Origin of the sequence: Bradyrhizobium ottawaense (assembly GCF_002278135.3) — a bacterium.
Lineage (GTDB): Bacteria > Pseudomonadota > Alphaproteobacteria > Rhizobiales > Xanthobacteraceae > Bradyrhizobium > Bradyrhizobium ottawaense.
The window spans coordinates 4,631,097-4,645,381 of the sequence record NZ_CP029425.2; the positions used below are offsets into that span (position 1 = coordinate 4,631,097).

Below are 14,285 nucleotides of genomic sequence, written 5' to 3' on the forward strand. Positions count from 1 at the left end.
TGGCAGCGGTCGGGACAGATCGGTCAGACAAGATGAACTCCGGGTGGTCGAAAACTGGCGGCTATTTAAGCCAGTGAGCGATCCGGTCAACTGCCTCTCGCATCTCCCCGGGCGAGCGCGCATAGGAAAGACGAATGAACGAGCGGCCGTGAACGGGATCGAAATCGAGCCCGGGCGTGGCCGCGACACGCGCCTGTTCCAGCATCTGCTTGGCGAACTCGAAACTGTCGGAGGTGAAGCCCGAGACGTCGGCATAGAGATAAAATGCACCATCGACGGGCAGGAATTTGCTGAGGCCCGCCTTCGGCAATCCCTCGATCAAAATCCGCCGGTTTTCCTGATAGCCGTGCTTGATCGCCTCCATCTCGGCCGCGCCGTCGAAGGCGGCTTCTGCCGCGATCTGCGACAGCGACGGCACCGAGATCGACAGGTTCTGCTGCAGCCGCTCGATCGGCCGCACCAGAATTTCAGGCACGACCATCCAGCCGACGCGCCAGCCCGTCATGCAGAAATACTTCGAGAACGAGTTGATCACGAGTGCGTGCTCGGACAGCGCGGCCGCGGTGACCGCTGGAAACGCATAATCAAGCCCGTGATAAATCTCGTCCGAGATGAACCGGATGCCGGCATCTTCGGCGGCCGCCATCAAGCCGGCGAGCGCTTCGCGGGACATCATCGTCCCCGTCGGATTGGCGGGGCTGCCGACCAGCACGCCCTTCAGCGGCGCCTTGCGATGCGCCGCGAGCAATGCCTCGCCGGTGAGCGCATGGCGCGTCTCGTTCGTGGTCTCGATCAGCACCGGCTCGCAACCGAGCGCAGTGAGGATATGGCGATAAGGCGGATAGCCCGGCACCGTCACGGCGACGCGGTCGCCAGGCTCGAACATCGACAGGAAGGCCAGGATGAACCCGCCGGAGGAGCCGGTGGTCACCACGATCCTGTCAGGGCTGATGGCACAGCCATAGGCATCGCGATAATGGCGCGCGATGCGCTCGCGCAGACTGGGAATGCCGAGCGCGGAGGTATAATCGATCCGCCCGGCCTCGAGCGCCGCGTGGGCGGCCGCAATCGCGGTGCTGGGCGCCCCCGCCGCGGGCTGGCCGACCTCCATATGGACGACATGGCCGCCGGCGGCCTCGATTCGGGCCGCCGCGGCCATGACGTCCATCACCATGAACGGGGGAACATCGCTGCGGCGGGAGGGCTCGAGCCACTGCCCCAACCGGTTCCTCAATGTCGCATCGTGCATCGATTTCTGCTATTTCGCTGGCGGGCCGGAGCGTCCGGCCCGGGAACGGGGCGCTTGCGCCCCAGACTGGCCGCATTGTACGGCTCATAAGGGTAACGCTCACAAGGGCATATCGCGTATCCGGTCCGCCGCCAATCGCCAAAACCAATCACGAAACTGCTCTCCAGACCGTTTGATGTTTCTCCAGATCGCATTGCGCAAGAAGGCCTCCGCCCTCACCGCCCTCGTTACGGCTGCGGCGATCGCGCTGCTGCCGCTCCCGGCGGCGCGGGCGCAGCAGAAGGGGCCGCCGGTCTTGCGCGACACCGAGACCGAGCAACTGCTGCGCGAATATACGCGCCCGATCCTGCGCGCCGCGGGTCTGGAGAAGCAGAACATCCAGATGGTGATCCTCAACGACGGCTCGTTCAACGCGTTCGTCGCCGACGGCCGCCGCATCTTCGTCAATTACGGCGCGATCCTTCAATCGGAGACCCCGAACCAGATCATCGGCGTGCTCGCGCACGAGACCGGGCATCTGGCCGGTGGCCATCTGTCCAAGCTGCGCGAACAGCTCGCCGCCGCCCAGACCCAGATGATCATCGCGATGCTGCTCGGCGCAGGCGCGATCGCCGCAGGCAGCACCCAGCGCAGCAGCGCAGGCAACAACGGGCTCGCCAATGCCGGCGCCGCCGCGATCTCGGCTCCCCAGGAGGTGATCCGCCGGACGCTGCTGTCCTATCAGCGCCAGCAAGAGGAGAACGCCGACCGCGCCGGCGTGAAATTCCTGACCGCGACCCAGCAATCGCCGAAGGGCATGTACGAGACCTTCAAGCGCTTCACCAGTGAGAGCCTGTTCGCCGCGCGCGGCGCCGATCCCTATCTCCAGTCGCACCCGATGCCGGCCGAGCGCGTCGCCGCGCTTCAGGAATTCGCCAGCTCCAGCCCCTACTGGAACAAGAAGGACGATCCCGCGCTGCAGCTCCGCCACGACATGGTTCGCGCCAAGATCTCCGCGTTCATGGAGCGGCCGGAGACTGTGTACCGCCGCTATCCCCAGACCAACGACAGCATGCCGGCGCGCTATGCCCGCGCCATCAGCACCTATCTGCACGGCGATCTGCGCAGTGCGCTGGCCCAGATCGACGCGCTGATCCAGGTCCAGCCCAACAATCCGTACTTCTACGAGGTGCGCGGCCAGGCCCTGTTGGAGAGCGGCAAGGCCGCCGAGGCGATCGCTCCGCTGCGCAAGGCCGCACAGCTTTCCAACAACGCGCCCCTCATCGAGATGTTACTTGGGCAGGCTCTGGTTGGAACCGATGATAAGACCTACACCGACGACGCCGTTCGGATTCTCCGCGCCGCGGTGGCGCGAGAACCCGAGGCGGTGCTCGGCTATACCCAGCTCGCGATGGCCTATGGCCGGAAGGGCGACTATGCCGAAGCGGATCTCGCCTCGGCGCAAGCCGCTTACCTGCGCGGCGACAACAAGACCGCCCGCGAGCTCGCTACGCGCGCGAAAACCCGTTTCGCCGTCGGCACGCCCGGATGGGTCAAGGCCGACGACATCGTGGCGGCGAAGCCGCCGCGCAACTGACGCAACTCGAGCGACGCCCGATACCACGACGTCACGACACCGAGCTTAAGTCCGCCGGGACGTATTCCGAAACCTGCTTTGGAGAAGAGGATTTGCCTATGCCTTCGCTGCGCCTGATTGCTCCCGCGTTGTTTGCGCTCGCCCTGTTCGGCGCAGCCGTGCCCGCGTCGGCCGACAGTTTCTCCGACACCCAGCGCACCGACATCGAGAATATCATCAAGAACTATCTCATCAGCCATCCCGAGGTGCTCGAGGAGGCGATGGCCGAGCTCAGCAAGCGGCAGGCCGCGGCCGAGACGCAGAAGCACGAGGCCAGCATCGCGCAGAATGCGGACGCGATCTTCAACTCCCCGCGCCAGGTCGTGCTCGGCAACAAGGACGGCGACGTCACCTTCGTCGAGTTCTTCGATTACAATTGCGGCTACTGCAAGCGCGCGATGGACGACATGCTCACCCTCATGAAGGCCGATCCGAAGCTGAAGGTGGTGCTGAAGGAATTTCCGGTGCTGAGCCAGGGCTCGGTCGAGGCGGCGCAGGTCGCGGTCGCCGTGCGCATGCAGGACCCCTCCGGCAAGAAATATCTCGACTTCCACCAGAAGCTGCTCGGCGGCCGCGGCGCTGCCGACAAGGCGCGCGCGCTTCAAGCCGCCAAGGAAGCCGGCCTCGACACCGCCAAAATCGAAAAGGACCTCGCCAGCCCCGAGGTGCGCGCCACCATCGAGGAGAACTTCAAGCTCGCCGAAGCGATGGGCATGAACGGCACGCCGAGCTATGTCATCGGCAAGCAGATCGTGATTGGCGCCGTCGGCGTCGAAGGCCTCAAGGAAAAGATCGGCATTGCCCGCTGCGGCAAGGCAACCTGCTGATCATACGTTTTACGATCCTGAAACCCCGAAAAGGCCGGCTGGCAAGCCGGCCTTTCTCTTGCGCCGAACGTTCGTGCAAAGTCATTCATCTGGCATTCAACAAACAAATGCCGCGGAACAGGCGAAGTTCCGGAACAACTCAAATCTCCTTTCGTTGTCGGCGCACGGGCAATGACGCAAAGAAACACGTGAGGAGAATTCGATGTTGAACCGCTTTATGATTTCTGTCGCCGCAGTCGCCCTGGTCGCGGGCGCCGGTCTGGCGAACGCACAAGACAAGGGCCGTGACAGCGGCGCTGGCTCGCAGCAGATGCAGCACTCGCAGCCCTCCGGCGGCGCCGCCGAGCGCGGCTCGACGGGCCGCGATTCCATGAGCCATGACAAGGGCACCGTCGGCCAGGCCGGTGGCGCTGGCACCATGAAGTCCGATCGGTCTTCCGAGGACAAACCCGGCGCGATGAAGGACGAGCGCCCGGGCGGCGCGATGAACAAGAACGCGGCCGAGGACAAGGCCGGCGCCACCAAGGGCCAGCGCACTGACGAACGCGCGCAGGACAAGTCCCAGCAGGACAAGTCGAAGAGCATGAGCTCGGATTCGACGACGAAGTCTGACCCCGCCAAGTCTGCCAAGGACATGAAGGCCGAGGACAACAAGGCCGGCGGCGCCGCCAAGACCAATAATGCGGCTACGACCGACAAGTCCCAGACCACGACCGGCACCGCCTCCGCGACGGCTTCCGCGCCGCCGGCCGAAAAGCGGACTGAGATCTCGACGGCGATCAAGTCGACCAAGATCGAAGAGACGACGAACGTCAACTTCAACATCTCGGTCGGCACCGCGATCCCGGCCTCCGTCCGAGTCCATCCGCTTCCGCCCCGGATCGTGGAGATCTACCCGGAGTGGCGTGGCTATGAGGTGATTTTCGTCCGCGGTCAGTACGTGATCGTCCGTCCGCAGACGCGCGAAATCGTCTACATCATCGAAGGCTAAGCTGCTTCGCTGAAGCCCAAATGGGCCCTTGCCGAGAGATCGGCAGGGGCCTTTGGCCTATGCGACGCCCTCCCCTGCGAGCCTCCCTCCGGCAGCCACGATTAGAACTGGTTAACAAGCAATTTCCGTAGCTTCCGCACAGGTTTTTGCACCGGGGATGAGCTACCTGAAGCCCCTTGGGAGGCCCTTCAAGGCTTCCCCTAGGCCGCTTTGTTACCTATAACCCCGCCACGCCGAGCACCTCTTCCCGGGATTGGAATGGCAGAACCTGCAACCGATACGATCCTCGTCCTCAACGGGCCGAACCTCAACATGTTGGGGACCCGCGAGCCCGAGAAGTACGGCCACGCCACGCTGGCCGACGTCGAGGCACTGTGCCGGGAGACCGCGGCAACGTACGGCCTCAAGGCCGATTGCCGGCAGTCCAACCGCGAGGGCGAGTTGATCGACTTCATCCACGAGGCGCATGCGCGCAAGATGAAGGGTATCATCGTCAATGCAGGTGGCTATTCGCACACCTCGATCGCGCTGCACGACGCACTGCTCGCGGTGCAGATCCCGACGGTCGAAGTGCACGTGACCAACATCCACGCCCGCGAGAGCTTTCGTCACCACTCCTACACCGCACGCGCGGCTTTCGCCTCGCTCTGCGGTTTCGGCATCGAGGGCTATCGCCTCGCCATCCAGGGCCTTGCCGCCAAGCTTGCCATCAAGCCCAAAGCCTGAAGCCCCCTTCATCAAACAGAACATTCGGATCAAAGAACATGGCGCGCCAGCCAGACGACAAAGCAGCCGCAAAGTTTTCCAGCGAGGATTCCGCGCTCATCCGCGAGCTCGCTTTGCTGCTCGATGAGACCAGCCTCACCGAGATCGAGATCGAACGTGCGGGCCTGCGCCTGCGCGTCGCCCGCAACGTCAGCGTTGCTGCGACCATGCCGATGCAGATGGCAGCCGCTCCCGCCGCCCTGCCGGTCGCCTCCGCCGTGCCTGCCGCCGCCGGTCCCGACCTGTCGAAGCATCCTGGCGCTGTCTCCTCGCCGATGGTCGGCACCGCCTATTGGGCACCGGAGCCCGGCGCCAAGCCGTTCATCGAGGTCGGCAGCAAGGTCTCGGTCGGACAGACCCTGCTGATCATCGAAGCCATGAAGACCATGAACCAGATCCCCTCGCCGCGCGCCGGCACGGTGACGCAGATCCTGGTCGAGGACGGTCAGCCGGTCGAGTACGGCGAGCCGCTCGTCATCATTGAGTGAGGGACTGGCGAATAGCGAGGAGCGAATAGTTACTCTTCCCTGTTCGCCAATCGCTATTCCCCGTTCGCCCCCTGAGGCACCATGTTCGACAAGATCCTCATAGCCAATCGCGGCGAGATTGCCCTTCGCATCCTCAGGGCCTGCAAGGAGCTCGGCATCGCCACCGTCGCCGTGCACTCCACCGCCGACGCCGATGCCATGCATGTGCGCCTGTCGGACGAGAGCGTCTGCATCGGACCGCCGGCATCCAAGGACAGCTATCTCAACGTGCCCGCGCTGCTCGCGGCCTGCGAGATCACCGGTGCCGATGCCGTGCATCCCGGTTATGGCTTCCTGTCCGAGAATGCCCGCTTTGCGGAGATCCTCGCCGAGCACAATCTGCATTTCATCGGTCCCAAGGCGGAGCACATCCGCCTGATGGGCGACAAGATCGAGGCGAAGAAGACCGCCAAGAAGCTCGGCATCCCCGTCGTGCCCGGCTCCGACGGTGCGGTCGGTCCCGATGACGACGCGCTGGCGATCGCCAGGAAGATCGGCTTCCCGGTGCTGGTGAAGGCGGCGGCAGGCGGCGGCGGCCGCGGCATGAAGGTGGCGCATAGCGAGGCCGACCTCCAGGTGGCGCTGTCGACGGCGGCCAACGAGGCCAAATCCGCCTTCGGCGATGCCTCGGTCTATCTGGAGAAATACCTCCAGAAGCCGCGTCACATCGAAATCCAGATTCTCGGCGACGGCCGCGGCGGCGCGATCCATCTCGGCGAGCGTGACTGCTCGCTGCAACGCCGCCACCAGAAGGTCTGGGAAGAAGGCCCCTCGCCTGTCCTTGCCGCCGCCGCGCGCGCCAAGATCGGCGAGACCTGCGCCAAGGCGATGCGCGAGATGAAATATCTCGGCGTCGGCACCATCGAGTTCCTGTTCGAGGACGGCGAGTTCTACTTCATCGAGATGAACACCCGCATCCAGGTCGAGCATCCCGTCACCGAGAGCATCACCGACATTGACCTCGTGCTGGAGCAGATCCGCATCGCCGCGGGCGGCGATTTGCCGGCAAGGCAGGAAGAGGTCCAGGTCATCGGCCATGCGATCGAGTGCCGCATCAACGCCGAAAATCCCCAGACCTTCCGGCCCTCGCCCGGCCGCATACTGCAATACCATCCGCCCGGTGGACTCGGCGTCCGCATCGATTCCGCGGTCTACCAGGGCTACACGATCCCGCCCTATTACGATTCCCTGGTCGGCAAGCTCATCGTGCACGGCAAGACCCGCGCCGAATGCCTGATGCGGCTACGCCGGGCGCTGGACGAGATGGTGGTGGAAGGCATCGAGACCACGCTGCCGCTGTTCCGCGCGCTGGTGCGTGAAGACGACATCATCAACGGCGATTATCACATCCACTGGCTGGAACAGTATCTGGCCGGCAAGACGGAACCCGCCCCGCGATAAATCACTTTCGTCGTGGAACCCTTTGGGCCTTATCGCGTTCTCGACGCGGGGACAGTTCCAAGGGGGCGTTTTGACTTCCGCTGAACGTGACAGAGCGAGGCCGTCGTGACGGCCGAGGCCCAACGACGGCGCGCATTTTGGCAGATCCTGCTGATCTCGGCGGGCCTCCTGATTCTGACTGTGATCAGCGCCGGCTCGGTCTACCTCGTCAACAAGGCGCGGGACGACAGCAAATGGGTGCTTCACACCATCGAGGCGGAGAGCCAAATCAACGCCCTGCTGCTCGAAATCCGCCGCGCCGAGAGCAGCGCCCGCGGCTTTCTCCTGACGCAGGGACCGGATTTCCAGTCGGACCACGAGAAGGCCGTCGCAGCGATCATTCCGGCACTCGATAAGCTCACGCGCCAGATCGGCGACAATCCGGCGCAACGCGACAGCATCGAGAAGCTGAGTGCGGCGATTGCGACCCGGCTCGACCAGTTTTCGCGCGAGATGAAGTTCGTGAAGGAGGGCCAACCGGACAGGGCCACAGCGCTGATCCGCGAGGCCGCGGCCGGCAACACCACGACGACGATCACCAACTTGGCCAACGCGATGATCCGCGAGGAGGAGCGGCTGTTCCGGGTCCGAACCGCCAACTCCGACCGGAGTCAGACCCTGGCTGCATCGATGACCGGCATCGGCTCCGGCCTCGTCGTGCTGCTGGCCCTGATCTCGACCTGGCTGGTGCGGCGCTCGGCCCGCGCCCGTGACGAGGCCGAAGCGCGCCTGCGCGATGCCAACGTCAATCTGGAGTCCGTCGTCGACGAGCGCACCGCGGACCTGCGCGAGGCCAACGCAGAGATCCAGCGCTTTGCCTATATCGTCAGCCACGATCTGCGCTCGCCGCTCGTCAACATCATGGGCTTCACCAGCGAGCTCGAAGAGCTCAGCGGCGATGTCTTCCGCCGCCTCGGCAGCCTCACCCAAGTCCCCGCCGGCGGGCCGCCGCTGGCGCCTGGCGCGCCCGGCGAGATCGTGCTCGAAGGCGCCGACAAGCAGCTCTCGGAGGATTTTTCCGAAGCGCTCGGCTTCATCAAGACGTCGATCGCCAAGATGGACCGGCTGATTTCGGCCATCCTCAACCTCACCCGCGAGGGCCGACGCGAATTCCAGCCGGTGAAGATCGACACCAGCGAGCTGATCGAGGCCATCGTGTCGACGTTGGCGCACCAGGCCGCCGAGGCACAGGCCCAGATTCACCTCGAGCCCCTGCCTGACATCGTCAGCGACCGGCTCGCACTCGAGCAGATCTTCTCCAATCTGATCGACAATGCGATCAAGTACCTGAAGCGCGGGGTGCCCGGCGAAATCAGAATTCGCGGGCGGACCAAACTCGGCTACGCTATCTTCGAGATCAGCGACAATGGCCGCGGCATCGATCCGAAGGATCATCAGCGGATATTCGACCTGTTCCGCCGCGCGGGAACCCAGGACAAGCCCGGCCAGGGCATTGGTCTTGCGCATGTGCGTGCACTTGTGCGTCGCCTCGGCGGCACCATGTCGGTATCATCGGAACTGGACGCGGGCAGCACCTTCACGATCACGCTGCCGATCGCCTGGAATGTGAGCAACCGGAACGCAGATCGATGACCCAGCCTGTCACCATCATCATGATCGAGGACGACGAGGGCCACGCCCGCCTGATCGAGCGCAACATCCGCCGCTCGGGGGTCAATAACGAGATCGTCTCGTTTCCCAACGGCACGGACGCGATGCAGCATCTGTTCGGCGCCGACGGCAGCGGGCTCGTGCAGAAGGGCAACGCGCTGCTGATCCTGCTCGACCTCAACCTGCCCGACATGACCGGGATCGACATCCTGAGGCAGATCAAGGAAAACAAATATCTGAAGGCTTCGCCCGTGGTGGTGCTGACCACCACCGACGATTCCCAGGAAATCAAGCGTTGCTACGAGCTCGGCTGCAACGTCTACATCACCAAGCCCGTCAACTACGAGAATTTCGCCAATGCCATCCGGCAGCTTGGCCTGTTCTTCTCGGTCATCCAGGTCCCTCCCGCCGCCCCATGAACCAGCGCACGCCAACACTGCTCTACATCGACGACGATAGTGCGCTGGCGCGCCTGGTCGATCGCGGCCTGACGCGGCGCGGCTACAGGGTCGTCCATGCCGCGAGCGGCGAGGAAGGCCTGGAGCGCATCCGCCGCGCCGCGGTCGAGGGCGGCATCGACGTGGTGGCGCTCGACCAGTACATGCCCGGCCTCGACGGGCTGGAGACGCTGGAGCAGATCATGGCGATCCCGGGTGCGCCGCCCGTGGTGTTCGTCACGGCCTCGCAGGATTCCAGCATCGCCGTCACCGCGCTGAAGGCCGGCGCGGCCGATTATCTCGTCAAGGACGTCACGGGCGATTTCATCCCCCTGCTCCACGTCGCAACCGAGGGCGCGCTGCGCCAGGCCGAATTGCAGAAGGCACGCGAGGAAGCCGAGGCCGAGATCCATGCCTCGCGCGACCGCTACGCCGCCCTTGCCGCCGAACGCGAGCTGCTGCTGCGCGAGGTCAACCACCGCGTCGGCAACTCGCTCCAGATCATCGCCTCGCTGCTGCACCTCCAGGCAAGCTCCGCCGCGCAGGACGAGGTCAAGGCGGCACTGACCAATGCGATGGGCCGCGTCGCCGCGGTCGCGCAGGTGCACCGCCGCCTCTACACCTCGCAGGATCTGAAGAGCGTGGTCCTGAACCAGTATCTGGACTCGCTGCTCGAGGATCTCCGCCGCTCGGCCGAAGGCAACCGGATGTCGCGCCTGACGCTGAAGGCCGAGCCGATCGAGATCGATCCCGACCGCGCGGTCGCCGTCGGCATCATCGTCAACGAGCTGGTGATGAACGCGGTGAAATACGCCTATCCCGACGGCGCCGGCCCGATCCATGTCGAGCTGCACGCGCAGGGCGACGATGTCCTGCTGTCGATCACCGACGACGGCGTCGGTGACAACGTCAAGGCCGATCCGCGCTCCACCGGCATGGGCCAGCGCATCGTCGCGGCCATGGCCTCCAAGCTCGACGCCACGGTCGAGCGCGATCCCGCCCATTCCGGAACCCGGATCGTGCTGAAATTCGCGCGCATGCCGGCAGCCCCCGGCAGAACCAGCACCGCCGCCGCGAGCTGATCTCGCTGCCCTGCTGCGCACCCCCATCGCAACCGCGTCGCGATCCTGCTATGGTTGCGAACCATGACTTCGCGCGACTCCGCCCCGTCTGAAATCACACCGGCCGTGCTGCTGCGCGCCTATGCCTGCGGCATCTTTCCAATGGCCGAGAGCGCCGAAGATCCGACCCTGTTCTGGGTCGAGCCGGAGCTACGCGGCGTCATCCCCCTCGATGGATTTCGTGTCGCCTCGCGGCTCGCGCGCACCGTCCGCTCGGATGTGTTTCGCGTAACCGTCAACACCGCATTCAAGGCGACGATCGCCGGCTGCGCCGCGCCGCAGGCCGGACGCGAGGACACCTGGATCAACAAGCGCATCCGTGACCTCTATGGCGGCCTGTACGAGCTCGGCCATTGCCACAGCGTCGAGGCCTGGCAGGGCGAGGACCTCGTCGGCGGGCTGTACGGCGTCAGCCTCGGACGGGCCTTCTTCGGCGAGAGCATGTTCCACACCGCGCGCGATGCCTCGAAGGTCGCTCTGGTGCATCTCGTCGCGCGGCTCATCCATGGCGGCTTCGAGCTGCTCGACACCCAATATGTCACCGAACATCTGAAGAGCTTTGGCGCGGCCGAGATCTCGCGGCGGCGCTACACCGCGCTGCTCGACAAGGCGCTTGCGGGCGAGCCCGGCGATTTCCTGAAGCTCTCTGCGGGTGAGGCGATCCCGGGCGCACGCGCGCTCGAGATCATCGCCGCGCGGCAATAATCGATAGCAGGCTTAGCGGCCGAACCCCGGGGGATTTGGCCTAGCGGCCAAACCCCGGGATACCGAACAGACCCGGCCGCTGCTCCGGCGGCGGAGGCGGCGGTGGTGCCGGTTGCTGCTGCTGGATCGGCGGCAGAGGCTGCGGCGGACGCTGCTGCACCTGCTTCGGCGCGGCCTTCTTCTGCGCGGGCGGCGGCGGAGGTGCGGGCTTGGTCGCGGGATCCGGCGCTGCGGTCGCAATGGTCTGCTGCGGCTCTTTGCAGTCGGTGAGCCAGATGTCGTAGATCGGGTGCTCGACGCCGTGCAGGCCCGGGCTTGCCGCGTACATCCAGCCCGAGAAGATCCGCTTCACCTCGCCCTGCAAGGTGATCTCGTCGACTTCGACGAAGGCGTCGGTGTTGGTGGCCTCGGTCGCCGGCCGCGTGTAGCAGGCGTCGGTCTTGACCCTGAGCGCGCCGAACTGGACGGTCTCGCCGATCTCCTCGTCGAAATTGATGATGCGCCCGGTGATCTTGTCGAGCCCGGAGAAGGTCGCCTTCTTGTTCACGATCTTCTGGGCTGGCGGCTCGGTGACGACCTCGTCGCCCGGCTGCAGGCTTGCCGGGGTCTGCGGCACGGCGCCACCCGGCCCGCCCTTCTGCTGCGGCTGGCGACCCGGCGCACCCGGCTGGCCGGCGCCCGGCGGCGCGACCGCCACAGGCGGCGGCTGGTTTGGCGGGGCGACGGTCGAGCCCGGCGGCGGCGCCAGAGGCTGGGTCTCAACCGGTCCCGGCATCACATTGCCCTGCCGGCCCGGCGGCGGCGGCATCGGGCGCGACGGCAGCACGCGGCCCTGCGGCGGCAGCTCCGGCACCTCTTCGTCGTCGTCGGGGATCTGCTGCGGCTGGGGCTGGCCGCGTGGAATGTTGCCGGGCGGGCGCAGCGGCGGCGGATCGGAAAAGATCGTGCCGATCTGCGCCTGAGCCGGCGTCGCAGCCGTCAGCGCGGTGGCGGCCAAAAGCGCCGCAAGACCTGTCAGGGTAATGGTTCGAAACATCTCGCGCGGCTTCAACAGCGAATCGGGCTTGTTGGACATTCTACAGGGGATACCGCCGCTCGCAGGCCCTCCGGTTAACACGGGGAATACGGCGGGGGAAGGGCGGCATCCCTGCCCTGCCCGCCGTCCGCTGGCCAGGGCGGCCGACCGGTGGGATAGTCGGAAAGCCCTCCCAGGGGCGCGAGGCGGGCATCGCCCGAAAATGACATTCAACGATAACCGGAACCCCCGAGGTGCCCCCCTCCATGCCCGTTGTGCTCGATCCCGATGCCGCCGCCGTCTACAAGGCTTTCCAGGAGGCCGGCCGCCCCGCCTACGAGACGCTGACAGCGCCGGAAGCGCGCGCCTATTATGCTCAGGCGCGCTTTGCCACCAACCCCGAGCCGCCTGAGCTCGCGCGCGCCACGCCGCTATCGATCCCGGCGCCGCACGGGGTGATCCCCGCCCGCCTCTACGTGCCGAAGGAGCCGCGCCGGCACGACGGCCTATCGCCGGCGCTGATGTTCTTCCACGGCGGCGGCTGGGTGATCGGCGATCTCGATTCCCACGACGTCGTCTGCCGCCAGTTGGCCCACGCCGGCGCGCTGATCGTGATCTCGGTCGACTACCGCCTCGCGCCCGAGCACAAGTTTCCCGCGGCTACCGAGGACGCCATCGCCGCGACCCGATGGGTCGCCGCGAACGCGCGCGAGCTCGGCATCGACGCCTCGCGCCTGTCGATCGGCGGCGACAGCGCCGGCGGCAACCTCACCGCGGTCGTTGCGCTCGCCGCGCGTGAAGCTGGCGGCCCCGCACTCGCGGGCCAGGTGCTGATCTACCCCGCCACCGATTTCGCCATGACGCACGGCTCCCACAGCGAGCCCGAGACCAGCGTGCTGCTGACGCATTCGGTGATCCGCTGGTTTCGCGACCACTACCTCAATGGCGCCGCCGACATCCATGACTGGCGCGCTTCACCGGCACGTGCGCAAGACCTTGCCGGCCTGCCGCCGGCCTATGTGCTGACCGCCGGCGCCGACCCGCTGCGCGACGAAGGCGACGAATATGCCGAGCGGCTGAAGCAGGCCGGCATATCCGTCACGTACAAGCACTATCCCGGCCAATTCCATGGCTTCTTCACCATGGGCAAGCTGTTGCAGCAGGCCAATGTCGCCGTCGGCGAGATCAGCGCGTGGCTGAAGGGATTGGGATAGCAACGCCGCGAGCATTGGCTTCGTCCTTGACCAGAGCCGCCAGGAGGCGCATATTCTAGCCAGAATTTCTAGCTAGAAAGTCTGAGTATGACCAAGCGAGTCTGGTCGGTGCAGGATGCAAAAAACCGCTTCAGCGAGGTGGTCCATGCGGCGCAGCGCGCACCGCAAACGGTGACGCGGCATGGCAAACCCGCTGTGGTGATCTTGAATGCCGCAGAGTTTGAACGCTTGCAGGAGCTGCAACGCGCTCGGGCGCCCTCTCTGACCGATCTGCTTCTTGAAATGCCGCAAGACGACGGGGAATTTCCGCGCGCGCGTGTCGCGGATCGTGACATCGGCCTCTGATGTTTCTGCTCGACACCGTCACGCTGTCCGAGCTGCGTCGGACCAGACGCAACCCGTCGGTGGTCGCCTGGATGGAGCGGCAGCGAACGGCAGATCTTTTCCTCAGCGTCGTCAGCATCGGCGAAATCGAACGCGGAATCGAACGTCAGCGCGCTGCAGATCCGAGCTTTGCCGATGCGCTCGCCACCTGGCTGGATCGCGTTCTCGCTCTCTACGGCACACAGGTCTTGCCGTTTGACCTCCAGACCGCGCGTCGCTGGGGAGCTCTCAGCGCCGCGCTCGGCAATGACAGCGCAGATCTCATGATTGCCGCCACCGCGCTCGAGCATGGACTTACTGTCGTGACGCGCAATGTCTCGGACTTTGAGCCTACGGGAGTTCGCGTCGTAAATCCATTTGAAGGCAAGTAGCCAGCCAAGCTCT

15 protein-coding genes are annotated in these 14,285 nt (G+C 65.5%); 13 read left to right on the plus strand and 2 right to left on the minus strand.

The features are described from left to right. Positions 1–61 precede the first annotated feature (61 nt). On the minus strand, positions 62–1,249 hold the full coding sequence (locus CIT37_RS22145) for a pyridoxal phosphate-dependent aminotransferase (RefSeq protein WP_095424245.1): 1,188 nt from the start codon (positions 1,247–1,249) through the stop codon (positions 62–64). A 175-nt stretch (positions 1,250–1,424) separates the two neighbouring features. On the opposite strand from CIT37_RS22145, the gene CIT37_RS22150 reads away from it, so the two are divergent. The 10 genes from CIT37_RS22150 (at position 1,425) to aat (ending at position 11,288) form a co-directional block, all read left to right on the plus strand. Beyond that, the gene (locus CIT37_RS22150; RefSeq protein WP_095424323.1) at positions 1,425–2,825 is read left to right on the plus strand and encodes a M48 family metalloprotease; all 1,401 of its coding nucleotides are present in this window, start codon (positions 1,425–1,427) and stop codon (positions 2,823–2,825) included. A gap of 98 nt (positions 2,826–2,923) precedes the next feature. Next, positions 2,924–3,691 carry a DsbA family protein gene (locus CIT37_RS22155; protein WP_028144848.1) on the plus strand — a complete coding sequence of 256 codons (768 nt, stop codon included), beginning with the start codon at positions 2,924–2,926 and terminating at the stop codon, positions 3,689–3,691. A 202-nt stretch (positions 3,692–3,893) separates the two neighbouring features. Then, positions 3,894–4,682 carry a DUF1236 domain-containing protein gene (locus CIT37_RS22160; protein ID WP_028144849.1) on the plus strand — a complete coding sequence of 263 codons (789 nt, stop codon included), beginning with the start codon at positions 3,894–3,896 and terminating at the stop codon, positions 4,680–4,682. Between the two features lie 258 nt (positions 4,683–4,940). Further along, positions 4,941–5,408, plus strand: a complete 468-nt coding sequence (gene aroQ, locus CIT37_RS22165; protein ID WP_028144850.1) for a type II 3-dehydroquinate dehydratase — start codon at positions 4,941–4,943, stop codon at positions 5,406–5,408. Between the two features lie 38 nt (positions 5,409–5,446). Continuing rightward, on the plus strand, positions 5,447–5,935 hold the full coding sequence (gene accB / locus CIT37_RS22170) for an acetyl-CoA carboxylase biotin carboxyl carrier protein (protein ID WP_028144851.1): 489 nt from the start codon (positions 5,447–5,449) through the stop codon (positions 5,933–5,935). A gap of 81 nt (positions 5,936–6,016) precedes the next feature. Then, positions 6,017–7,375, plus strand: a complete 1,359-nt coding sequence (accC, locus tag CIT37_RS22175; protein ID WP_095424246.1) for an acetyl-CoA carboxylase biotin carboxylase subunit — start codon at positions 6,017–6,019, stop codon at positions 7,373–7,375. A gap of 105 nt (positions 7,376–7,480) precedes the next feature. Then, positions 7,481–9,007 carry a sensor histidine kinase gene (locus CIT37_RS22180; protein WP_095424247.1) on the plus strand — a complete coding sequence of 509 codons (1,527 nt, stop codon included), beginning with the start codon at positions 7,481–7,483 and terminating at the stop codon, positions 9,005–9,007. After that, complete coding sequence (locus tag CIT37_RS22185; protein ID WP_018323001.1) at positions 9,004–9,444, plus strand: response regulator; 441 nt, start codon at positions 9,004–9,006, stop codon at positions 9,442–9,444. Before CIT37_RS22180 ends, CIT37_RS22185 begins: the two co-directional genes overlap by 4 nt. Then, positions 9,441–10,544: a sensor histidine kinase gene (locus tag CIT37_RS22190; protein ID WP_038970183.1), complete on the plus strand. Its 1,104-nt coding sequence runs from the start codon at positions 9,441–9,443 to the stop codon at positions 10,542–10,544. The genes CIT37_RS22185 and CIT37_RS22190 overlap by 4 nt, the downstream gene beginning before the upstream one ends. 63 nt (positions 10,545–10,607) lie before the next feature. Then, complete coding sequence (gene aat, locus CIT37_RS22195) at positions 10,608–11,288, plus strand: leucyl/phenylalanyl-tRNA--protein transferase (protein ID WP_028144855.1); 681 nt, start codon at positions 10,608–10,610, stop codon at positions 11,286–11,288. A gap of 40 nt (positions 11,289–11,328) precedes the next feature. Here the strand turns inward: aat and CIT37_RS22200 are convergent, their stop codons facing one another. Continuing rightward, on the minus strand, positions 11,329–12,363 hold the full coding sequence (locus tag CIT37_RS22200; RefSeq protein WP_028144856.1) for a DUF2155 domain-containing protein: 1,035 nt from the start codon (positions 12,361–12,363) through the stop codon (positions 11,329–11,331). A gap of 206 nt (positions 12,364–12,569) precedes the next feature. Between CIT37_RS22200 and lipP1 the strand changes: the two genes are divergently transcribed. The 3 genes from lipP1 to CIT37_RS22215 all read left to right on the plus strand — a co-directional run bounded on the left by lipP1 (position 12,570) and on the right by CIT37_RS22215 (position 14,272). Continuing rightward, entirely contained in the window at positions 12,570–13,517 is a 948-nt protein-coding gene (gene lipP1, locus CIT37_RS22205; protein ID WP_028144857.1) for a LipP1 family hormone-sensitive lipase, read from the plus strand. A gap of 87 nt (positions 13,518–13,604) precedes the next feature. Continuing rightward, a complete protein-coding gene (locus CIT37_RS22210; RefSeq protein WP_028144858.1) occupies positions 13,605–13,862 on the plus strand; it encodes a type II toxin-antitoxin system Phd/YefM family antitoxin in 258 nt (85 codons plus the stop codon). Next, entirely contained in the window at positions 13,862–14,272 is a 411-nt protein-coding gene (locus tag CIT37_RS22215) for a type II toxin-antitoxin system VapC family toxin (RefSeq protein WP_028144859.1), read from the plus strand. The genes CIT37_RS22210 and CIT37_RS22215 overlap by 1 nt, the downstream gene beginning before the upstream one ends. Positions 14,273–14,285 lie beyond the last annotated feature (13 nt).

Bases quoted from the DNA above. Each gene is read 5' to 3' on its own strand.
- CIT37_RS22155 (WP_028144848.1), top strand. From the start codon at position 2,924: ATGCCTTCGCTGCGCCTGATTGCTCCCGCGTTGTTTGCGCTCGCCCTG.
- accB (WP_028144851.1), top strand. From the start codon at position 5,447: ATGGCGCGCCAGCCAGACGACAAAGCAGCCGCAAAGTTTTCCAGCGAG.
- CIT37_RS22200 (WP_028144856.1), bottom strand. From the start codon at position 12,363: ATGTCCAACAAGCCCGATTCGCTGTTGAAGCCGCGCGAGATGTTTCGA.
- CIT37_RS22190 (WP_038970183.1), top strand. From the start codon at position 9,441: ATGAACCAGCGCACGCCAACACTGCTCTACATCGACGACGATAGTGCG.
- CIT37_RS22215 (WP_028144859.1), top strand. From the start codon at position 13,862: ATGTTTCTGCTCGACACCGTCACGCTGTCCGAGCTGCGTCGGACCAGA.
- aroQ (WP_028144850.1), top strand. From the start codon at position 4,941: ATGGCAGAACCTGCAACCGATACGATCCTCGTCCTCAACGGGCCGAAC.
- CIT37_RS22150 (WP_095424323.1), top strand. From the start codon at position 1,425: ATGTTTCTCCAGATCGCATTGCGCAAGAAGGCCTCCGCCCTCACCGCC.
- CIT37_RS22210 (WP_028144858.1), top strand. From the start codon at position 13,605: ATGACCAAGCGAGTCTGGTCGGTGCAGGATGCAAAAAACCGCTTCAGC.
- CIT37_RS22145 (WP_095424245.1), bottom strand. From the start codon at position 1,249: ATGCACGATGCGACATTGAGGAACCGGTTGGGGCAGTGGCTCGAGCCC.
- aat (WP_028144855.1), top strand. From the start codon at position 10,608: ATGACTTCGCGCGACTCCGCCCCGTCTGAAATCACACCGGCCGTGCTG.
- lipP1 (WP_028144857.1), top strand. From the start codon at position 12,570: ATGCCCGTTGTGCTCGATCCCGATGCCGCCGCCGTCTACAAGGCTTTC.
- accC (WP_095424246.1), top strand. From the start codon at position 6,017: ATGTTCGACAAGATCCTCATAGCCAATCGCGGCGAGATTGCCCTTCGC.
- CIT37_RS22185 (WP_018323001.1), top strand. From the start codon at position 9,004: ATGACCCAGCCTGTCACCATCATCATGATCGAGGACGACGAGGGCCAC.
- CIT37_RS22160 (WP_028144849.1), top strand. From the start codon at position 3,894: ATGTTGAACCGCTTTATGATTTCTGTCGCCGCAGTCGCCCTGGTCGCG.